A 22045-nucleotide genomic window follows, 5' to 3' on the forward strand; every position below is an offset into this window, starting at 1 on the left:
GATAGCATCCCCTCTCTCCAAAGGGGAGAGGGGATAAGGGTTACGCCGCATTCCCCTGCGCCAGCGGCGCCAGCCCGGCCGGGAGTTTACTCAACTCCTGCACCAGCATCTCTTTGCTGATGTCCGGGATAGTTTTCGCGCCGGTCAGCGTCATCGCCACCTTCATCTCTTTCTCGATCAGATTGAGCAGGTTCGCCACCCCCGCCTGCCCGTGGGTTGCCAGGGCGTACAGGTACGCCCGGCCCAGCAGTACGCTGTCGGCCCCGAGGGCAATCATACGCACCACGTCCAGGCCATTGCGGATACCGCTGTCTGCCAGAATGGCGATATCGCCTTTTACCGCATCGGCAATGGCGGGCAGGGCGCGAGCTGAGGAGAGCACGCCGTCGAGCTGGCGACCGCCGTGGTTCGACACCACAATTCCGTCCGCGCCAAAGCGCACCGCATCGCGGGCATCTTCCGGATCGAGGATCCCTTTGATCACCATCGGGCCATCCCAGAACTCACGGATCCACTCCAGGTCTTTCCACGAGATCGACGGATCGAAGTTATTCGCCAGCCAGCCGATGTAATCTTCCAGTCCCGTCGGTTTACCCAGATAGGTGGAGATATTCCCCAGGTCATGCGGGCGGCCGTTGACCCCCACATCCCAGGCCCATTGCGGATGGGTCACCGCCTGCCAGTAACGACGCATCGCCGCGTTGGCGCCGCTCATCCCGGAGTGGGCATCGCGATAGCGCGCGCCGGGCGTCGGCATATCCACGGTAAAGACCAGTGTGGAACAGCCTGCCGCTTTTGCCCGCTCCAGCGCATTACGCATAAACCCGCGATCGCGCAGGACGTAAAGCTGGAACCACATCGGGCGCTTGATGGTGGGGGCCACCTCTTCAATCGGGCAGACCGAGACGGTAGAGAGCGTAAACGGAATGCCCTTCGCATCCGCTGCGGCGGCGGCCTGCACCTCACCCCGCCGGGCGTACATGCCGCACAGCCCCACCGGAGCGAGGGCCACCGGCATGGAGAGCGTTTCGTTGAACAGTTTTGTCTCAAGGCTCAGGTCAGACATATTCTTCAGCACGCGCTGGCGCAGGGCCACTTCCGACAGGTCTTCCACGTTGCGGCGCAGGGTATATTCGGAATAGGCCCCGCCATCGATATAGTGAAACAGGAATGGCGGCAGGATGCGCTGGGCGGCGGCGCGATAATCACTGGCTGCGGAAATGATCATGAATTGTTCTCCCTGGAAATAGCGTTGTCGCCAGGCAGACGGGTAATACGCGCCTGTCGGGCCTGATCTTCATCAAATCGTTTAATGGTGGTGTGGACGAAGCCCAGATGCGCCATCATCGCTGTGCGTGCGGCTTCGGCATCACCGGCGAGAATGGCGTTGAGTACCGCCTCGTGCTGCTCGGTCAGCCTGGCAAAAACGGGAGGCACCAGGTACATGCGCTGGCGGCTCTGCTTCACGGAGGATTGCAGCAGGTCGAAGAAGCCGCGCATGGTCTGGAGCAGCACAACGTTGTGCGAGGCCTCGGCGATGGCCAGATGAAAACGCACATCCGCCTGCGAGGCGATATCCGGGTCGCTGCTTTGCGTCGCCTCGAAACAGACTTTGAGCTTCTCTTTATCCGCGTCGGTCGCCCGCATGGCCGCATGCCAGGCGGTGCTGGTTTCAATGGCGTGGCGGGCTTCAAGAATATCAAAGCTGTAGTCCGGGTCGTTCTCCATCAGGGTTTTCAGCGGCTGAACAATGTTCTGCCCGGACCAGTCATCGTCCTGCCAGCGCACAAAGGTGCCGCCGCCGCGACGGCTCACCAGCACCCCTTCGCTGACCAGGGTCGCTAAGGCTTCGCGCAGCGAGTTGCGCGACACGCCAAGCCGGGCAGCAAGCTGGCGCTCGGCGGGCAACTTCATGCCCGCCTCCAGCTGCATCTCTTCAATCAGCGCCCGCACGCGAGAAGCAATCTCGTCGGACAGGCGTCTGGGCATCACTATCATGGGATCATCCAGGTTAAGACATAGGCCTGCAGGGTAGTGATCACCCCTACCATGCAGGTAAATATCAGGCTGTGTTTAACGGTAAAGCGGAACAGATCCGACTCTTTGCCCACCAGGCCTACCGCCGCACAGGCAATGGCGATGGACTGCGGGGAGATCATCTTCCCGGTCACGCCGCCGGTGGTGTTGGCCGCCACCAGCAGCACATCCGACACGCCAATCTGCTGGGCAGCCGTCGCCTGCAGGGCGGCAAACAGGGCGTTCGACGAGGTATCTGACCCGGTCAGGAACACCCCCAGCCAGCCGAGGAACGGCGAGAAGAAGGTGAACGCGGAGCCGGTATGGGCCAGCGCCAATGCCAGGGTTGATGACAGGCCGGAATAGTTCGAGATAAACGCGAACGCCAGCACCATGCCGATGGAGTAGATCGGCAGCATCAGCTCTTTAAGGGTAGCCGCAAACGTCTGCACCGCAGCAACCGGCTTCATGCGCAGCCAGATAATGGAGAGAAGCGCGGCAAACAGGATGGCCGTGCCGGTAGCAGAGAACCAGTCGAACTTGAACACCGCCGCATACGGCGTGGCGTCGTGCACCACCGGCGGCATACGCGCGACCATCTTGTCGAGGAACGGCACGGAGATATTCACCACCATGTCGTACAGCGCGCCGTTCGGGGCGAACAGGGCTTTAAACGGTGGAATACTCCACAGGGTCACGGTCGCGGTCAGGAAAAGGAACGGCGACCAGGCGCGAACAATTTGTCCGGGCGTGTAGCCGGTACGGGCCAGGGTCTGATCGACCTGCGAGGCACCCATATCGGCAAAGCGGAAGATACGTACCGGCTGCCAGCGTTTCAGGAACAGCGTCAGGCAGACCAGAGAGACCAGGGACGAGATAATGTCCGGCAGTTCCGGGCCGAGGAAGTTAGAGCTGAGATACTGGGCGATAGCGAACGAGCCACCGGCGACCATTACCGCAGGCCAGGTCTCCTTCACGCCGCGCCAGCCGTCCATAATCGCCATGATCCAGAACAGCACGATAATGGTCAGGAACGGCAGCTGACGGCCCACCATCTGGCCAATCTCAAAGCTGTCCAGCCCGGTCACCTGTCCGGCGACCAGAATCGGAATACCCATCGCGCCAAAGGCAACCGGCGCGGTGTTAACGATCAGACACAGACCGGCGGCATAGAGCGGATTAAAGCCCAGCCCCACCAGCAGCGCGGCGGTGATCGCCACCGGCGCACCGAATCCGGCGGCCCCTTCAAGGAACGCGCCGAAGGAGAAGCCGACGATCAGCATCTGCAGGCGCTGGTCCGGGGTGATGGAAAGAATCGACGAGCGGATAATGTCGAACTGTCCGGTTTTGACCGAGATTTTATAGACAAAGACCGCCGCAATGATTATCCAGGCAATGGGCCACAGGCCGTAGAAGAAGCCATACACCACCGAGGCCAGGGCGCGATCCACCGGCATTTTGTAGAAGAACAGCGCCACCAGCAGGGCGATGGCAACGGTCCAGGTCGCCGCAAGATAGCCCTTCAGCTTGAGCTTAATCAGCGCAAAGAAGAAGAACAGAATAGGTAGCGAGGCGATCAGGCTCGATAGCCAGATATTTCCTGCCGGATCGTAGTTTTGTTGCCAGAGGCTCATTGCAGGTCTCCCGAGGACCACAACGTCTGTGAGGCGGTGAGTCTGTGCTCATCTCTGCGTCACATTACGTGTAAAAGTGGTCCTGCCAATAGTGTGATGTAGGGTTAATGACAACAAATGGTTAACCAAATGTTATTGGTCGGCAACGTGTTTGTGAGTGAAGATTATGGAAGTGTGAACCAGAGAAGGGTTGGTTGTGGGATTGGTTGGGCCAATTTTAGGCGTAATAGAAAGGTAGGCCGGGTAAGCGCAGCGCCACCCGGCAAAAAATCAAAACTCAGTCTTGCAAAAACCGGTCATCTCTTTCAGACCCATTTCACGGCCCAGTTCGGTCATCGGGTGGACAACCACCAGCCCGCGGACGCTTTTCTTAAGCTTGCCCATGTCGGCCTGCTCTTTTTTAGTGATGGCGCGGCTGAAAGGCAGTTTGGACAACTTCTGCGCCTCTTTGCTCAGCTTCTGCTCTTTCACGTTACGCAGGCGCTCGATTTCGGTTTCCAGCGTCGCTTTCTCTTTTTCCAGCTCGGCGTACTTGTCGGCGGCGTCAACCAGAGACAGGCTGGCCTGCTGGTGGCGGATCAGATCCAGGCGATCGCTCAGACGTTTGATTTCACTCTTTTCGACTTCTTTCATGACAAATGGCTCTAAATACAGGGGGAATTACTACAAATGATACACGAATGTGCGCAGGCTTACTTCTGAAACGCTTTTTTTAAGCTGATTCGGGAAATCAGCTCGGTCAGGGAGAGTACCATCGTGGAGCGAACGATCTGCTGGTAACGCTGTTTCTGCATGGCGTACAGCTCAGGGTCGCTGGTATCAAAATGGGGCGCCGGGGGCAGGGCGGTGACGCAATGCAGCTCGCCCAGCGGGCCGAGGATTTCGTCGTCGGTAAAGGAATACTCGTTGCCGTCGTGGTTCAGCTCTTCACGTAAGGCCATCAGCAGCTCGGCATCTTCATACTCGTGACGGCTGATGACGCCAAGGCCATAGATCAGTTTCAGACGCACGGATAAATCGCCCAAGGGGCCGTCACCGTCGAGCAACGGTTCAACTGCGTATTTCACCGCGTAGTCGTCTTTGCGAAACACCTGAAGCACCAGGATATTCACCGCCTCGGTTAATAACTCGACGGCGGATATCAGGAAGCTTCGTACGGTTTTGCCAGCATTCAGACGCTCCAGCACACGGTTTTCAAAGGCCTGGGTTTGTTCCATTATTGCCTGCATATCTGACAATCTATCTTCCGGGCGCAGGATGACCTGCGCCAGTTCCTGCATCATTTGGTTGCGTTGTAAACGTTCACCGCCTCCACAACCACATCGCTGTTGGCATCCAGACCGGATACCTGCGCCAGCGCGGCCTGCGGACCTTTCTCGGCAATCAACTGCGCCAGCTCCTGCGCCTGCGGATCTTCTTCGCTGCGGTAGTGCATCGCGGCAGCAATACCTTTAACCAGGTTGCTGTGTGCCAGGCCGTATTCCAGCGTGCCGAGCAGCGGCTTAATCAGGCGATCGCCCGCACTCAGCTTGCGCAGCGGCTGGCGGCCAACGCGCTCTACGTCATCTTTCAGATACGGGTTTTCAAAACGACCGAGGATTTTCTGAATATATGCCGCATGCTTATCGGCATCAAAACCGTAGCGTTTGATCAGTACCGCGCCGCTCTCATCCATTGCACCTTTTACCACGGCGCGAACGTTCTCATCGAGAATGGCGTCACGAATGGTCTGATGACCGGCTAATTTACCGAGGTAGGCGGTTATAGCATGCCCGGTGTTCAGCGTGAAGAGCTTACGCTCGACAAATGCCATCAGATTATCAGTTAATTCCATCCCGGCGATGTCAGGCAGCGCGCCTTTAAACTGGGTTTTATCGACGATCCACTCGCTGAAGGTTTCAACGGTCACTTCCAGCGGATCGTGAGTGGCGGATTCTGATGGAGGAACGATGCGGTCCACGGCGGAATCGACAAAGCCGACGTGCGCTTCAACCCAGGCCTTATCTTCATCGGCTACCGCCGCCATAACGTGACCTTTCAGCTGGGTAGTGCCGCGCACCATGTTTTCACAGGCGATGATATTCAGCGAAGCGTCGTTACCCTGGGCTTTACGTTTTGCCAGACCTTTAGCCACCGCTGGCGCGATACGCTCCAGTACGACCGGGCCTACCGCAGTGGTGATCAGGTCAACGCTGGCAACCAGGTCAATAACCTCGTCGCCAATGCTGCTGACCGCGTTCACGCCGGTCACGGTTTCAACCTGCTCGTTTTCACCTACCACATGCACCTGATAGCTATGACGTGCATTCAGGGCATCAAGCACCGTCTGATTGACATCGGCGAATGTCAGCGTAATGCCTGCGTCTGCCAGCAGTTTGCCGATAAAGCCACGACCGATATTACCTGCGCCAAAATGTAATGCTTTCATAGTATTAACCTTCATCAATGTTTTTACCCGAGAGGGCTGGGGTGAGGAACCACGCGACTTTCCCCTCACCCTAGCCCTCTCCCCAACGGGGAGAGGGAGGTGTGTAACTTACTTGTTCAGCAGCGCCAGAACTTCTTCGACGCTGGTGGTGTTAGCCAGACGTTCGATAACGGTCTCGTCGTCCAGGGCGTTGGTCAGGCTGGTAATCACCTGAATGTGCTCGTTGTTACGGGCCGCGATACCAATGACCAGACGGGCAATGTCATCTTCTTCTTCACCGAAGCGCACGCCTGCCGGGTACTGACAGAACACCACGCCGGTTTTCAGAACGCGATCTTTCGCTTCAACCGTACCGTGCGGCACCGCAATGGATTCGCCCAGGTAGGTCGGGGTCAGTTTTTCACGCTCCAGCATTGCCTCTACATATTCTGGCTGAACGTAGCCACCTTTCACCAGCTGCTCACCGGCGAAGCGAATCGCTTCTTCTTTATGGCTTGCAGTACGGCCAAGGAAGATGTTCTCTGCACCCAGTTTGAACAGGTGGCTGTTGCTCTCGTCGAAGCTGTCCTGCAGGCTGGTACGCACTTTCACTTCGTTATCTTCGTGACGCTGAGCCGCAACCAGACGTTCGGTCAGGCTGCTGTACAGGCCGCTGTCGAGGAAGTTGGTCAGCGAAATATGCTGCGCCTGCGGCACCTGGCGCATCGCACGCTCGGTCAGATCGCGGTGGGTGATGACCAGGTCAACATCCGGCGGCAGGCTGTTAATCGCGCTGTTGGTCACGGAGATCTGGGTCAGGCCCGCATCCGCCACTTTCTTGCGCAGTACGCCTGCACCCATGGCACTGGAACCCATACCGGCGTCGCAGGCGACGATGATTTTACGTACGTGGCTCAGGTCGTTAGAAACATCACCCGCAGCCAGCGGCGTTGCAGCAACACCTTTAGACTGGGATTTCATGTCCTGCATACGACGGGTTGCTGCTTCGATATCGTCTTCTTCTTTGACCTTGCTGGTTTTCAGCAGGATAGCTGAGACCACGAAGGAGACCGCCATCGCGGCACAAATAGCAGCGATGTTAGCGAAGTAGGCACCTTTCGGTGTCATCGCCAGTACCGCCAGGATAGAACCTGGGGAAGCAGGAGACACCAGGCCGCCGCCCAGCACGCTCAGCGTGAACACGCCAGTCATACCGCCGAGGATAACGGCGAGGATCAGACGTGGGTTCATCAGCACGTACGGGAAGTAAATTTCGTGGATACCGCCCAGGAAGTGGATGATTGCCGCACCGCCCGCAGACTGCTTAGCGCTGCCGCGACCAAAGAACATATAGGCCAGCAGGACGCCCATACCCGGACCCGGGTTAGCTTCGATCAGGAAGAAGATAGACTTGCCGAGATCGTGAGACTGCTGAATACCCAGCGGTGAGAAGATACCGTGGTTAATGGCGTTGTTCAGGAACAGGATTTTCGCGGGTTCAACAAAGATGGACGCCAGCGGCAGCATGTCGTGGGCAACCATGAAGTTAACGCCCGCCGCCAGAAGTTTGGAGAGCACTTCAACTGCCGGGCCAATGCCGAGGAACGCCAGAATCGCCAGGATCATACCAATGATGCCGGCCGAGAAGTTGTTCACCAGCATTTCGAAGCCGGACTTGATCTTGCCATCAACCCAGACGTCAAATTTCTTAATGGCCCAGCCGCCCAGAGGACCGGCAATCATTGCACCGAGGAACATCGGCATATCCGCACCGACGATAACACCCATGGTGGTGATCGCACCCACCACGCCGCCACGGTCACCGCCCACCAGACGACCACCGGTATAACCGATGAGCAGCGGCAGCAGATAGGTGATCATTGGGCCAACAAGTTTCGCCAGCGTTTCGTTAGGCAACCACCCTGTCGGAATAAATAACGCAGTGATGATACCCCACGCGATAAACGCGCCGATATTTGGCATCACCATGTTGCTGAGGAATCGACCAAAGCTTTGTACTTTGATCTTAAAATCGGATGACATAAAACACCCCTTCTTCTGTTTACGCAGGCCTTGGGCCCGAGGTTTGTTGTTAATGCGGCGGCAGAGGTTGCCCTGTTCTGATGACGTGAAATCTGGCACTTAATTGTTTAGCTGTCCAGACAGGCAAAAATAGTGTGATATGAGTCACGTAAATATAGGGGGTGCGGGGAGAATTGAAGTGATGGATGTCACAAAATTGACGTGTAAAAAAAAGACAATGAACGCAAAAGCGCCAGTTCAGGCCATTAAATGTGAAACAAATCACATTTTGTCGTCGCGAGTTTGTTTCCATTGTGTGATCAAATCCACAAAAAAGTTTTAAGCGGATTTCTCTGGATGTGATCGCTGGCAACATTTGCTTTCCCAATCGACGCCAGGCTGTAACTCAGCAACACTTATAGCGAAAAAAGCGTAGCGGCAATGTGGTATGGCGAAAAGTTCTAAGGGAGAGTTATCTCAACTGTAAACTTAAGTCTATTATTATTCAGGATATATTTTGACACGCTTCTAAACTTGCATGGAGATGTAAGAAAAAACCATACTCCCCGGCTCTGAAATAATAAGTACATCCTCATGTACTTAAGAATGAATTAATTTGGCTGCTTACCATTTAATTATTTTGATGAGTTTACGTTTTATTTAGTGAGGCAAATATGTTTCTCAACTATTTTGCGCTGGGTGTGTTGATTTTTGTTTTCGTGGTTCTTTTTTATGGAATCATCGCCATCCATGACATTCCCTATAATATGGCCAAAAAGCGCAACCATCCCCATGCCGATGCGATCCATACGGCGGGGTGGATTAGCCTGTTTACGCTCCATGCCATCTGGCCGTTTCTGTGGATTTGGGCAACCCTTTACCAGCCAGAGCGTGGCTGGGGTATGCAAAACCACATTCAGCCGCCGGACCGCAGCCCGGACGTTGATGCCCTGGCGAAGCGCGTAGCCGAGCTGGAACAAAAACTGGCCGCAGTGCCCCCCACTGCTGATAAGAATACGCCGGAGCATTAATCATGGATCTGTTGATCGTATTGACCTATGTCGCCTTTGCATGGGCCATCTTTAAAATATTCCGTATCCCGGTAAACCAGTGGACGCTGGCGACCGCGACCCTGGGCGGGGTATTTCTCGTGGCCGGTCTCATTTTATTAATGAACTATAACCACCCGTATACGTATACGGCACAAAAAGCGGTTATCTCTATTCCGATTACGCCGCAGGTGACGGGAGTAGTGAGTGAAGTCACCGACAAAAACAACCAGCTTATTAAAAAAGGCGAGGTGTTATTTAAAATCGATCCGGGCAGGTATAAAGCGCGCGTCGATCGTTTGCAGGCGGACCTGGTAACGGCGACACACAATATTGATGTCCTGAAAGCCCAGCTTGCAGAAGCTCAATCAAATACCACCCGCGTCTCCGCCGAGCGTGACCGCCTGCAGAAAGACTATCAGCGATATGTGAGAGGCAGCCGGGCGAAGGTGAACCCCTTCTCTGAAAGCGATATCGACAACGCGCGGCAAAACTACCTGGCGCAGGACGCCATGGTGAAAGCGTCGGTGGCGGAACAAGTTCAGATCCAGAGCCAGTTAGACAGCATGTCTAACGGTGAGCAGTCGCAGATTGCCTCCCTGCGCGCCCAGTTAGCGGAAGCGCAATACAATCTGGATCAAACCGTGATTCGAGCGCCGAGTAACGGCTATGTCACCCAGGTGCTGATCCGCCCGGGGACCTATGCTGCCTCTCTGCCGCTGCGTCCGGTGATGGTGTTTATCCCTGAGCAGAAACGGCAGATTGTGGCGCAGTTCCGTCAGAACTCGTTACTGCGTCTGAAACCGGGCGATGAAGCGGAAGTGGTGTTCAGTGCCCTGCCGGGCCAGGTCTTCTCCGGTAAGCTCACCAGCATTCTACCGGTGGTGCCGGGCGGTTCCTACCAGGCGCAGGGCGCGCTGCAGTCCCTGACGGTGGTTCCGGGCACCGACGGCGTACTGGGTACCATCGAACTGGATCCGAACGCCGATGTGGATGCCCTGCCTGACGGTATTTACGCCCAGGTGGCGGTCTATTCCGACCACTTCACCCACGTTTCCGTGATGCGTAAAGTCCTGCTGCGGATGACCAGCTGGATGCACTACCTCTATCTCGACCATTAATCCCCAAAAAGGCAGGTATGCGATCCGCGTACCTGCCTTTTTCTCTTTGCCTGAGCCATACTTATCCTTTTGTTGGCGAACAGGAGCAGGCAATGAAACTCATCGGCAGTTATACCAGTCCCTTCGTGCGTAAAATCTCCATTCTCCTGCTGGAGAAAGGCATCACTTTTGAATTTGTTAATGAACAGCCCTATCAGGCTGAAAGTGGTGTCGCGCAGTACAACCCTCTGGGCAAAGTTCCGGCACTGGTTACCGATGACGGGGAACACTGGTTCGACTCGCCGATCATTGCCAGCTATATCGAACTGCTGGATATCGCCCCGGCGATGATCCCCCCTGAGCCGAAAGCGGCGCTGGCTATCCGGCAAATCGAGGCGCTGGCGGACGGGATTATGGATGCGGCGCTGGCGTCCGTACGTGAACAGGCCCGCCCGGCAGCACAACAGTCTGAGACGGAGCTGCTGCGCCAGCGCGAAAAAATTGTCCGCAGTCTCGACCATTGTGAACAGCTGATCCGCGAGGGGAAGATTGCCACTGACAGCGTCAACCTGGCGACCATCGCTATCGCCTGCGCTATCGGCTATCTCAATTTCCGCCGCGTTTCGCCGGGCTGGTGCGTCGATCGTCCGCTGCTGGTCAAGCTGGCGGAGACCCTCTTCCAGCGCGAAAGTTTCGCCCGCACCGAACCGCCAAAGGCTTGACGCAGGCCGTTAACACTTCCTTGCCGGACGCGGTACAATCCAGCCTGACATTGACTCCCTCTCCCGTCGGGAGGGGGGAAGATACCTAACCGTCAGGCGCACTCATGACTACTCAGCACGCTCTCTACAGCCAACTCCCCGCGACCGATCGTCTGCTTCGCGAGGCCCGTCTTGCTCCCGTTATTGCCCGCTTTGGTCACAGCCGAACGGTGGAAACCTTACGCCTGCTGCAGGATGAAGCCCGCGCCGGGATCCGCGCCGACAATCGCCTGCCGGCATGGTGTGACGACTGGGCGCAGGAGACCGAAAAACGGCTGGCGCAGGATGAAGCCCAGGGGCTGAGACAGGTGCTGAACCTGACGGGCACGGTGCTGCATACCAATCTCGGGCGCGCGCTGCTGGCGGATGAAGCGGTTGCCGCGGTTGCCCAGGCAATGCAGGCGCCGGTGACCCTGGAGTACGATCTCGACGGCGCCGGACGCGGTCACCGGGATCGGGCCCTGGCGGCGCTGCTGTGCCAGCTCACCGGGGCAGAGGATGCCTGCATTGTAAATAACAACGCCGCGGCGGTGCTGCTGATGCTGGCTGCCACCGCGGGCGGTAAAGAGGTGGTGGTCTCGCGCGGTGAGCTGGTGGAGATTGGCGGCGCGTTTCGTATTCCGGATGTGATGACCCAGGCCGGATGCCAGCTTCGCGAAGTGGGCACCACCAACCGCACCCACGGCCGGGATTACGCCGCGGCCATCAATGACAACACCGCCCTGCTGATGAAGGTCCACACCAGTAATTACCAGATCGAAGGCTTCACCCATGCCGTCGACGAGGCCGAGCTGGTGCGTATCGGGCAGGAGAAGGACGTGCCGGTGATTGTCGATCTGGGCAGCGGCTCGCTGGTGGATCTCACCCGCTACGGCCTGCCGAAAGAGCCGATGCCGCAGGCGTTGATTGCCGCCGGCGTCAGCCTGGTGAGCTTCTCGGGAGATAAATTACTGGGCGGTCCGCAGGCCGGGATTATCGTCGGCAAGCGCGATCTGATTGCCAGATTGCAACAGCACCCACTGAAACGCGCCCTGCGGGCGGATAAAATGACCCTCGCCGCGCTGGAGGCGACGTTGCGCCTCTATCTTCATCCGGAGACGCTGGCGGAACGGCTGCCGACGCTGCGCCTGTTGAGTCGCGATGCCGCCGCCATTCACCGCCAGGGGGAGCGGCTGCTGGCGCAGGTCGTCGCCCACTACCCTGACTTTGAGGTTCGCGTGGAACATTGCCTGTCTCAGCCGGGCAGCGGGTCGCTGCCGGTGGATAGACTGCCGGGCGCCGCCCTGACATTCACCCCGCGCGACGGGCGCGGCGGTCAGCTGGACGCGCTGGCGTTGCGCTGGCGCTCGCTGCCCGTGCCGGTGCTTGGCCGGATCAAGGACGGGCGGCTGTGGCTGGATTTACGCTGTCTGGAAGATGAAGCCCTGTTTCTGGAGATGTTGTTGAAATGATTATTGCCACTGCCGGTCACGTTGACCACGGCAAAACGACGTTGTTGCAGGCGATCACCGGCGTCAACGCCGACCGTCTGCCGGAAGAGAAAAAGCGCGGCATGACCATCGATCTGGGTTATGCCTACTGGCCGCAGCCGGATGGCCGGGTGCTGGGGTTTATCGACGTGCCGGGGCACGAGAAGTTTCTGTCGAACATGCTGGCAGGGGTGGGCGGCATCGATCACGCCCTTCTGGTGGTGGCCTGCGATGACGGGGTGATGGCCCAGACGCGGGAGCACCTGCAGATCCTCAATCTCACCGGCAATCCGCAGCTGACGGTGGCGCTGACCAAAGCCGATCGCGTCGATGACGCCCGGGTGGAGGAGGTGCGCGAAGAGGTTCTCGCCACCCTGCGTCACTATGGCTTCGGGGAGGCGACGCTGTTTGTCACCGTTGCCACCGAAGGGCGGGGAATTGATGCCCTGCGCGCCCATCTGCAACAGCTCCCTGACCGCGCCCATGCTGACCATCACCGTTTTCGTCTGGCTATCGACCGTGCCTTCACCGTGAAAGGGGCGGGGCTGGTGGTCACCGGCACGGCGCTGTCTGGCGAAGTGCGCGTGGGCGACAGCCTGTGGCTGACCGGGGTAAATAAGCCGGTGCGTATTCGTGGCCTCCACGCACAGAATCAGCCTGTCGAACAGGCGCACGCCGGGCAGCGCATTGCCCTTAACCTGGTGGGCGATACGGAAAAGGCCGGGCTCAATCGCGGCGACTGGCTGCTGGCTGAAGCGCCGTCGGAACCGACCACGCGCGTGATTGTCACCCTCCAGAGCGACGTACCGCTCACCCAGTGGCAGCCGCTGCATATTCACCATGCCGCCAGCCACGTCACCGGTCGCGTCTCGCTACTGGAAGGCCAGCTTGCGGAACTGGTCTTTGATACCCCGCTGTGGCTGGCCGACAACGACCGCCTGGTGCTGCGGGACATCTCTGCCCGCGTCACCCTGGCCGGTGCGCGGGTGGTGACGCTCAATCCCCCGCGTCGCGGGAAGCGTAAGCCGGAGTACCTGCACTGGCTGGCGACGCTGGCCACGGCGACGGATGACCACGGCGCGCTGCTGGCGCATCTGGAGCGCGGAGCGGTTAATCTGGATGAGTTTGGCTGGGCCCGCCAGCTGAGCGGGGAAGGGCTGCGTCAGCTGACTCAGCAGCCGACGTTTATCCAGGCCGGTACCAGCCTGCTGAATACCCCTGTTGCCGCCCGCTGGCAGCGTAAAATTCTGGATGTGCTGGCGACATACCATCAGCAGCATCAGGATGAACCCGGCCCGGGACGTGAGCGCCTGCGCCGCATGGCGCTGCCGATGGAAGACGAGGCCCTGGTGCTGCTGCTCATCGAGCGGATGCGCGAGAGCGGGGAGCTGCACAGCTACCACGGCTGGCTGCACCTGCCGGATCATAAAGCGGGCTTTACCCCGGAGCAGCAGGCCGTCTGGCAAAAAGCGCAGGTGCTGTTTGGCGATGACCCCTGGTGGGTACGCGACCTGGCGCGTGAAACCGCCACCGACGAGCAGACCATGCGTCAGGTACTGAAGCACGCGGCGCAGCAGGGGCTGATTACGGCGATCGTCAAAGATCGCTACTACCGCCACGATCGCATCGTCACTTTCGCGAATTTGATCCGGGAACTGGACAGCGAGCGCGGCTCCACCTGCGCGGCGGATTTCCGCGACCGGCTAAACGTCGGGCGTAAGCTGGCGATCCAGATCCTCGAGTATTTCAACCGCATTGGCTTCACCCGCCGCCGCGGTAACGATCATCTCCTGCGTGACGCCCTGCTCTTTACCGGGGACGCGCAGCAGCCTTAAGCCTCACGTCTGGCAAGCTTCTGTTTTGCCAGCCACACGGCGCCCAGCCTGCCCGCCTGGTTACCCAGCTGGCAGGGCAGGATGGGCACCTGCAACGCCTCCCACTCTTCAAAGGTCTGCAGGTGCCTGTCGAGCAGCTTGTAAATTTTCTCCTGCTCGCTGATGCCGCCGCCAATCAGCACCACCTGCGGGTCAAACATTGAAATCACGCTGTAGACCCCGCGCGCCAGAAACAGGGCCCACTCTTCGACGGCTTCGCGCAGATGCAGATCGTTCTCCATGCGCTCGAACAGCTCTTCGCCTTTCGGCATATCATCCCCGGAAACCCCCAGCGCCCGGCGGCAGGTCTCCATCAGCCCTTTGGCCGAGGCCACCTCATGCATCCCTTCGCCGTTCTTACCGACCGGAATCACCCCGAACTCCCCGGCACGGTAGTGCGAGCCGCGCCAGAGATCGCCCTCCACCACAATGCCGCCGCCGATCCCGGTGCCGAGTGTCATGCAGACAAAATTCTCATACTCCCGTCCGGCTCCGCGCCAGCGCTCACCCAGGGCTGCACAGCTGGCATCATTGTCGGCCACCAGCGGCAGATCGGTCAGTTCCGCGAAAAGTTCGTACAGGTTGACGTTATCCAGGTACTCCAGCGCGCCCGCTTTAGCGGCCTCGCCGGTATGGGTATTGATATGCCCCGGAATGCTCACCCCGATCGCCGCGATCTCATGTTCTTTCTGGTACGCTTCGACCACCTCACGCCACTGCTGCTTAAAGCTCTCTTCATCCTCTGGCGTATCAAATTGATCGGTGACGAGTTCGTTGCCCTCCTCGTCGATCACGCCGTGTTTAATGTGGGTTCCGCCCACGTCAAAGCCGATAAAAAGCCGCATTTATCCTTACCTCCGCCCGGTTTATGCGCTTTAAGTATGGCTCAGCGCCGGAAACCAAACGTAAAGTAAGGTAATGCGTGAAGGGGCTCGCAAAGCAGGCGACGAGTGGCGATGTTTTAACCGCCGCAGTCTACCTTTGAAGGACACTACACACAAGGAGACAGTCATGACGAACAACCCTCCATCAGCACGTATCCTGCCTGGCGAATATGGTTTTCCTCTCAAGCTTAAAGCCCGTTATGACAACTTTATCGGCGGCGACTGGGTCCCCCCGGCCGACGGCGACTACTACCAGAACCTGACCCCGGTGACGGGCCAGCCGCTGTGCGAGATCGCCAGCTCCGGGAAACGCGATATCGATCTGGCGCTGGACGCCGCCCACAAAGCGAAAGAGAAATGGGCGCATACCTCGGTGCAGGATCGTGCCGCGGTGTTGTTCAAAATCGCCGATCGCATGGAGCAGAACCTGGAATTGCTGGCGACGGCTGAAACCTGGGACAACGGCAAACCGATCCGTGAAACCATGGCCGCCGACGTGCCGCTGGCTATCGATCATTTCCGCTATTTCGCCTCCTGTATTCGTGCTCAGGAAGGGGGGATCAGCGAGGTGGATAAAGACACCGTAGCGTATCACTTCCATGAGCCGCTGGGCGTGGTTGGGCAGATCATCCCCTGGAACTTCCCGCTGCTGATGGCGGCCTGGAAAATGGCACCCGCGCTGGCGGCAGGGAACTGCGTGGTGCTGAAACCGGCGCGCTTAACGCCGCTGTCGATACTGCTGCTGATGGAAGTGGTGGGCGACCTGCTGCCGCCGGGGGTGGTGAACGTGGTCAACGGCGCAGGCGGAGAGATCGGCGAATATCTGGCGACCTCAAAACGGATCGCCAAGGTGGCGTTTACCGGCTCCACCGAAGTGGGCCAGCAGATCATGCAGTACGCGACCCAGAACATCATTCCGGTGACGCTGGAGCTGGGCGGTAAATCGCCGAATATCTTCTTTGCCGACGTGATGGACGAAGAGGACGCCTTCTTTGACAAGGCGCTGGAAGGCTTTGCGCTCTTTGCCTTCAACCAGGGCGAAGTCTGCACCTGTCCAAGCCGGGCGCTGGTGCAGGAGTCTATTTACGAGCGCTTTATGGAACGCGCCATTCGTCGCGTGGAGTCGATCCGCAGCGGCAACCCGCTGGATAACGTCACCCAGATGGGGGCGCAGGTCTCCCACGGCCAGCTGGAGACGATCCTTAACTACATCGATATCGGTAAGAAAGAGGGTGCGGATATCTTAACCGGCGGGCGGCGCAAGATGCTGGACGGTGAGCTGAAAGAGGGGTATTACCTCGAGCCGACCATTCTGTCCGGTAAAAACAATATGCGGGTTTTCCAGGAGGAGATCTTTGGTCCGGTCCTGGCGGTTACCACCTTCAAAACCATGGAGGAGGCGCTGGAGCTGGCTAACGATACGCAGTATGGCCTGGGGGCGGGCGTCTGGAGCCGTAACGGCAGTCTGGCCTATCAGATGGGGCGCGGGATCCAGGCGGGCCGCGTGTGGACCAACTGCTATCACGCGTATCCTGCCCATGCCGCGTTTGGCGGGTATAAGCAGTCCGGTATTGGCCGTGAAACCCACAAGATGATGCTGGAACATTACCAGCAGACCAAGTGCCTGCTGGTCAGCTACTCCGACAAACCGCTCGGGCTGTTCTGATCCTTCAGCGCAGGCCGCCCCACGGCGGCCTGCTCAATATGTTTACGCAGGGTATTCAGGACGCCGTCCAGCACAAACTGAACCCGCCACGGCTGATAGTCACGTTTACGGAAGATTGCCACCAGATCCAGCCACCACTCCTCCTGATGGGTGAAGCAGGGTACGATTGAGCCCTGTTGGATCTCTTTGTTCAGGCTCTCTTTGGGCGCAAAGACAATTCCCAGATGATTGCGGGCCAGCTCGAGCGCCGTCTGGGTGTTATCGCAAATATAATTTCCCGTGACTTTGTAGTCGTGCACCTGTTGGCTGTTATTCGAGCGAAAACGCCAGATATTGGCATCATCAACGGTCATTGAATCAATAAGGATGCAGGAGTGATTAATTAAATCATCAGGGTGATTAATAGGGTGCTTTTTAATATATTCCGGTGAAGCGAAAGCGGTAACCGAGTATTTCGTTAAGGTGATAGCGACCAGGCTTTCGTCTTTAGGTTGAGCGTAGGTAATTAAAATATCGCAATCGTCGGGAAATACGACGCCTTCGGAAAATTCATTGCCATTCAGATTATAGGTTTTCAGGCTAATACGAATATCACCAATATTTTCGATCTCATGAACCACGTAACGTGCAAGGTAGGTAATGATCCCCGTCGGGGCATAAATCGTCACCCTGCCACGTTTTTCATGTTTATAATCTGCAATAAAATTAATCAGTTGATCGTTCTTTTCCAGTGAAGCCTTGATGAAGGGCAGCAGCGCCTCGCCAAACTGGGTCAGCGCCAGGTGGCGGGTGGTGCGTTCAAACACCTTCAGCCCAACACGGGTTTCGAAATCAGAGAGATATTTACTGACGTTGGCCTGGGCCATGCCTAACAATGCGGCAGCGTCACCGATGCTGTGAGTGGCGGCAATGACGGCAACAATTTTTAATTCTCTCGGTTTGATTTGCAGCTTGTTCATTGCCTGACGCCCATCTATATGAATTTATATATAATATTATACAAATATCAAAATTGCATTGCGATTTTTGTAACCATTATTATGCGCCGGGTCGTATGACATTTAATGGATTACAAACAATGAAGTTTAAAAATACTTTACTCATCGCCACTGTTTTATTTGCGGCTGCGCCCGCAATGGCTGATGGCTTTTCAATTGGCGCGGGCGCCGTTTTTAATGAGTCGCCATATAAAGGTTATAATGAGAACGTCTCCGCTGTGCCGTTAATTAGCTATGAAGGCGAGCATTTTTACGTGCGCCAGGCGACCGGCGGCTGGATCGTCTGGAAAGATGCTAAAAACGAACTCAGCCTGACCGCCTCCTGGATGCCGCTGAGCTTCGACCCGGAAGACAACGACGACCCTGCGATGAAACAGCTGAACGAGCGCAACGCCTCCGCGATGCTGGGGGGCGCGTACTACCACCATCAGAGCTGGGGTAGCCTGAAGTTTGCCATTGCCGCCGATGCGATGGATGAAAGCGGTGGCGTGATGGGGGAAGTGTCTTACTTTCGTCCGTTCCGCATGGAACGCCTGACCCTGACGCCATCCGTGGGCGTGTTCTTCCACGATGACAGCTTCAACGATTACTATTATGGCGTCTCTGCCAAAGAGTCCCGTCGCAGCGGTTTGCAGCAGTACACCGCTGGCGAAACCGTGACCCCGTACGTGGGCGTAGCGGCGAAATACGAGCTGACGCAGAACCTCTCTCTGAACGCCAGTGCCGTGTATATCGTGCTGCCTGACGACGTGAAAAACAGCCCAATGATCGACCGTGACGACAGTTTCGCGCTGATGACCGGCCTCTCCTGGACGTTCTGAGTTTCAAAAACAGCCCTCAGGGACGAGGGCTGCCTCTATTTAAGCGAGTGACGCTACCCATACCTGTCCTGCATAACTCACATTAGTTATAAAGTGCCGCTGTTGCTTTTAGTATATCCGCGAAGGAGTAAATATCATCGACAGTCGCAATAGGATGTCGTGTTTCATTCTTTTCGATATCAAAAAGGCCTATGTATTTTTGCGAGCGGTTAAAGTGCAAGCGGCATATAGGCTTACGATTATTATCGTCAACTAAAATTCCAAAGTAGCTTTTGGTATCTCTATGAGTTATTCGTGGGGCATCAAGAACGGCCCTGGTTATTGCTTTAACAATATGAAATCCTTCGAGCTCTTCAAGTGTTGTTACAACATCATTTTCATCTTTTTCCAGGGCAGCAGAAGAGTCTTCAGTATGAATTTCTGGCTCAGAGTGGACACTTATAGGTGTGTTTCCAGTAATCGCTGACTTAAGTCTTTCGTTGACCTGATCGTTTATGTATTGGCTGGCAGCCTTCTTAGTCAAGGTCAGGAATAGTTCTCTCACTTTTTGTGTTAAAATGCCATCATAAACTCTTGACGCAAAAAATTTTACAAACTCATCTTCTGGTGTATTGAGTTGAGTGTGAAGAATTTTTTTGATTTGACTGACGTATTTAAGTTCGCCTGCCGCATTAATTATTGATTCCAGATCAAAAGATGACTTTGTTAATTTGTTTAACTCGGGTATGATATTTTCATCAATATCTAATAAGTCAACTTCTAAAAATGGCTTTTCATCCATTTTATTTGGTGCGTCGAGGTCAGTAAAAAATTTATATATTTGGCCATTTGTCAGAATTGAAATTCTGGCATTAGTCACATGGAAATATCTAAAGAGTTGAGAGGCGTGATTAACATTGAGCGGTTCACCTATCTTTTTACATTCAATGAGGATTTGTACCTCATTATTTTTCATAATGGCGTAATCTATTTTTTCTCCCTTCTTGGTACCTACATCGCAGATGAATTCGGGCGTGACTTCCCTTGGGTCGAAAACATCATAACCTAGTACATTATGAATAAATGGCATTACAAAAGCAGTTTTAGTAGCTTCCTCTGTTTCGATGGAGCTGTTTTGTTGTTTTATTTTAGTGGATAAGGCATTAAGCCTTTCATTGAAATCCATGATAAGACCTTACTATCGCTGTGTGTGATAATGAGATAACACTAAAAAGCTTGATGTTCAATATGAGAGTATGAGCGTTTCTATAAAATTGAATTTTCCGAGAAACAGCTCACAGATATTGAATTATTCATATCAGCGTAAATTAAACCCGACAAAAATGTCGGGTTTAGTTCATCTTAAATAGCAGAGCTACAAGTTATATGAATGTAAAGGTTATTTGACCTCATCCACCCAGATCCGCATCTCCCCTTCGCCCCGGTTGGCCCAGCTAAACCACGGAATAAAGGTCAGCGTCCGGGCCTGTTGCGTGGTGGGCACCCGGTCATACTGCCACAGGGGCTGGTGTTCAGCGTCGGCGGCATGGCGGGTAAAGCCTTGCGTCTGGATCAGCATCTTGTGAGCAAAAATCCCTTTGCCTTCAAACAGCTTAAATTCACTGTCTGCCGGAAGCGCCAGGTTGTGCAGCCCCGCGCCGTTATCCGCTTCTTCAAGACAGTAAACCAGCGGCCCGCGCTGCAGGGCCACTTTCCCGGCCTGCTGGCGCACCTGCGGGTTACCGTAAACCCGGCGAACCGGCATCGGCAGGGTTAAGAGCAGCGTATCGCCCTCCTGCCAGCGGCGGGTCAGGTAGAGATAGCCTTGACGCACTTCCCCCGTAACGGCTTCGCCATTGAGCGTGAGCTGCGGCGCGTCGCACCAGTCCGGCAGACGCAGCGCCAGCGTGTGGTCGATGGCGACAGGCGAAGCGATCTCGATTTTGACCTGCTCCTGCCACGGATAATTACCGCTAATCCGCACCTGCAACTCCTGCCCGTCTACCGGGAACGCCATGCTGTTGCCGATATAGAGGTTAATAAACAAAACATCGTCGCGAAGGGTATAGATGTAGTGACCAATCGAGGTCAGGACGCGGGCGATGTTCGGCGGACAGCAGGCGCAGCCGAACCAGCGCTGGCGAACCGGCTTCACGTGATCGTAGATATGGTTAAACTTCAGCGTTTTCGGATGCACTTCCAGCGGATTGACGTAGAAAAAGTGCTTTCCGTCCAGCGCCATGCCGCCGAGCACGGTGTTGTACAGGGCCCGCTCCATCACGTCGGCGTACTGGCTATTGGCCTCCATCTCCAGCATCCGGCGGGCAAACATCATCAGGCCGATCGAGGCGCAGCTTTCGGCATACACGGTGTCGTTCGGCAGATCGTAATCGCTGCTGAAGGCCTCGCCGCTGCTCTGGGAACCAATTCCGCCGGTGATGTACAGCTGGCGTTGGGCCATGTTGTTCCACAGGCGCAGGCAGTCCTGGCGTTTGCCTTCGTCATGGCTCAGACGGGCCAGGTGCGCGACGCCGGTCATCAGATAGACGAAGCGCACCGCATGGCCAATCGCCTTTTGCTGTTCGGCCAGCGGCTGATGCGCCTGGCTGTAGGCTTTATCCTGCACCATCCATGCCGGGCCGTAGGTGTTCCAGTAGGAGGTGTTGCCCCGCTTCTCATATTCGATGTCGTAGAAGTGCGGCTGGGTGCCGCGCTCCTCGACGAAATACTTCACCAGCGCCAGATAGCGCGGCTCCTGAGTGACATCGAACAGGCGCATCAGCGCCAGCTCGATCTCCGGGTGGCCGGGATAGCCATGCAGCTGCTGCTCGCCTGGGCCAAAAACGCTGTCGATATGGTCGGCCAGCTTGCAGACAACGTCCAGCAGACGGCGTTTGCCGGTGCCCTGGAACCAGGCCACGCCCGCTTCAATCATGTGCCCGGCGCAGTACAGCTCATGGCACTCGGCCAGGTTAGTCCAGCGTTCTTCCGGCGCTTTTACCGTAAAGTAAGTGTTCAGATAGCCATCGTCGCACTGGGCGGCGGCCACCAGCTCGATCACCTCATCGGCGGTCTTTTCCAGTTCCGCGTCGGGCTTCTGGCACAGCGACCAGGCGACCGCCTCCAGCCATTTCGCCACGTCGCTGTCCTGGAAGACCATCCCGTAAAACTCCCCACTCTGCTGGCCCGCCGCGATACGGAAGTTGCTGATGGCATGGCTCGGTTCAGCCTCCTCGATGCGATCGTTCAGGGCATCCCACTGGTAGGGGATGACCACATCGCGCACCAGCTGTTGATACTGCCCCAGAAACGGGTCGCTGATTTTCAGTTTATGCAGGTCGGGTTCCATTATGGACATCATGTTC

At 56.6% G+C, this 22045-nt stretch carries 18 protein-coding genes; 7 read left to right on the forward strand and 11 right to left on the reverse strand.

Annotated features, from left to right (window positions below):
- Positions 1–40: 40 nt before the first annotated feature.
- The 7 genes from lldD to NB069_RS00660 form a co-directional block, all read right to left on the reverse strand.
- Positions 41–1228, reverse strand: a complete 1188-nt coding sequence (gene lldD, locus NB069_RS00630) for an FMN-dependent L-lactate dehydrogenase LldD (RefSeq protein ID WP_250586922.1) — start codon at positions 1226–1228, stop codon at positions 41–43.
- Entirely contained in the window at positions 1225–1998 is a 774-nt protein-coding gene (gene lldR / locus NB069_RS00635) for a transcriptional regulator LldR (protein WP_250586924.1), read from the reverse strand. The genes lldD and lldR overlap by 4 nt, the downstream gene beginning before the upstream one ends.
- Positions 1995–3650, reverse strand: coding sequence for an L-lactate permease (gene lldP / locus NB069_RS00640; RefSeq protein WP_250586926.1), 1656 nt, complete (start codon positions 3648–3650; stop codon positions 1995–1997). Before lldP ends, lldR begins: the two co-directional genes overlap by 4 nt.
- Before the next feature lie 270 nt (positions 3651–3920).
- On the reverse strand, positions 3921–4283 hold the full coding sequence (locus NB069_RS00645) for a YibL family ribosome-associated protein (RefSeq protein ID WP_250586928.1): 363 nt from the start codon (positions 4281–4283) through the stop codon (positions 3921–3923).
- A 59-nt stretch (positions 4284–4342) separates the two neighbouring features.
- Entirely contained in the window at positions 4343–4933 is a 591-nt protein-coding gene (mtlR, locus tag NB069_RS00650) for a mannitol operon repressor MtlR (protein ID WP_250586930.1), read from the reverse strand.
- Positions 4930–6078: a mannitol-1-phosphate 5-dehydrogenase gene (gene mtlD / locus NB069_RS00655; protein ID WP_250586932.1), complete on the reverse strand. Its 1149-nt coding sequence runs from the start codon at positions 6076–6078 to the stop codon at positions 4930–4932. The genes mtlR and mtlD overlap by 4 nt, the downstream gene beginning before the upstream one ends.
- Before the next feature lie 108 nt (positions 6079–6186).
- Entirely contained in the window at positions 6187–8100 is a 1914-nt protein-coding gene (locus tag NB069_RS00660) for a PTS mannitol transporter subunit IICBA (RefSeq protein WP_250586934.1), read from the reverse strand.
- A 653-nt stretch (positions 8101–8753) separates the two neighbouring features.
- Here NB069_RS00660 and NB069_RS00665 point away from each other — a divergent pair.
- From NB069_RS00665 to selB, 5 genes are all read left to right on the forward strand, one after another.
- A complete protein-coding gene (locus NB069_RS00665) occupies positions 8754–9110 on the forward strand; it encodes a DUF3302 domain-containing protein (RefSeq protein ID WP_250586936.1) in 357 nt (118 codons plus the stop codon).
- Between the two features lie 2 nt (positions 9111–9112).
- Positions 9113–10249, forward strand: coding sequence for an HlyD family secretion protein (locus NB069_RS00670; protein ID WP_250586938.1), 1137 nt, complete (start codon positions 9113–9115; stop codon positions 10247–10249).
- Between the two features lie 92 nt (positions 10250–10341).
- The gene (locus NB069_RS00675; protein WP_250586940.1) at positions 10342–10950 is read left to right on the forward strand and encodes a glutathione S-transferase; all 609 of its coding nucleotides are present in this window, start codon (positions 10342–10344) and stop codon (positions 10948–10950) included.
- A gap of 104 nt (positions 10951–11054) precedes the next feature.
- Positions 11055–12440 (forward strand): L-seryl-tRNA(Sec) selenium transferase, encoded by a 1386-nt coding sequence (selA, locus tag NB069_RS00680; protein WP_250586942.1) that lies wholly within the window; start codon positions 11055–11057, stop codon positions 12438–12440.
- Positions 12437–14293, forward strand: coding sequence for a selenocysteine-specific translation elongation factor (gene selB / locus NB069_RS00685; protein ID WP_250586944.1), 1857 nt, complete (start codon positions 12437–12439; stop codon positions 14291–14293). Before selA ends, selB begins: the two co-directional genes overlap by 4 nt.
- Here the strand turns inward: selB and NB069_RS00690 are convergent.
- The gene (locus NB069_RS00690) at positions 14290–15177 is read right to left on the reverse strand and encodes an ROK family protein (RefSeq protein ID WP_250586946.1); all 888 of its coding nucleotides are present in this window, start codon (positions 15175–15177) and stop codon (positions 14290–14292) included. The genes selB and NB069_RS00690 overlap by 4 nt on opposite strands.
- A 166-nt stretch (positions 15178–15343) precedes the next feature.
- Between NB069_RS00690 and aldB the strand changes: the two genes are divergently transcribed.
- The gene (gene aldB, locus NB069_RS00695; protein ID WP_250586948.1) at positions 15344–16882 is read left to right on the forward strand and encodes an aldehyde dehydrogenase AldB; all 1539 of its coding nucleotides are present in this window, start codon (positions 15344–15346) and stop codon (positions 16880–16882) included.
- Here the strand turns inward: aldB and NB069_RS00700 are convergent.
- The gene (locus NB069_RS00700) at positions 16852–17841 is read right to left on the reverse strand and encodes a LysR family transcriptional regulator (protein WP_250586950.1); all 990 of its coding nucleotides are present in this window, start codon (positions 17839–17841) and stop codon (positions 16852–16854) included. The genes aldB and NB069_RS00700 overlap by 31 nt on opposite strands.
- Positions 17842–17960: 119 nt before the next feature.
- On the opposite strand from NB069_RS00700, the gene NB069_RS00705 reads away from it, so the two are divergent.
- Positions 17961–18701, forward strand: coding sequence for a MipA/OmpV family protein (locus tag NB069_RS00705; protein WP_250586952.1), 741 nt, complete (start codon positions 17961–17963; stop codon positions 18699–18701).
- 82 nt (positions 18702–18783) lie between these two features.
- On the opposite strand, the gene NB069_RS00710 is transcribed toward NB069_RS00705, so the two are convergent.
- Together NB069_RS00710 and NB069_RS00715 are read right to left on the reverse strand one after the other, a co-directional pair.
- Positions 18784–19866 (reverse strand): type I restriction endonuclease, encoded by a 1083-nt coding sequence (locus NB069_RS00710; RefSeq protein WP_250586954.1) that lies wholly within the window; start codon positions 19864–19866, stop codon positions 18784–18786.
- Positions 19867–20079: 213 nt separating this feature from the next.
- The gene (locus NB069_RS00715; RefSeq protein WP_250586956.1) at positions 20080–22038 is read right to left on the reverse strand and encodes a glycoside hydrolase family 127 protein; all 1959 of its coding nucleotides are present in this window, start codon (positions 22036–22038) and stop codon (positions 20080–20082) included.
- Positions 22039–22045 lie beyond the last annotated feature (7 nt).

This window comes from Leclercia adecarboxylata (assembly GCF_023639785.1).
In the GTDB taxonomy this organism is placed as follows: Bacteria; Pseudomonadota; Gammaproteobacteria; order Enterobacterales; family Enterobacteriaceae; genus Enterobacter; species Enterobacter adecarboxylatus_D.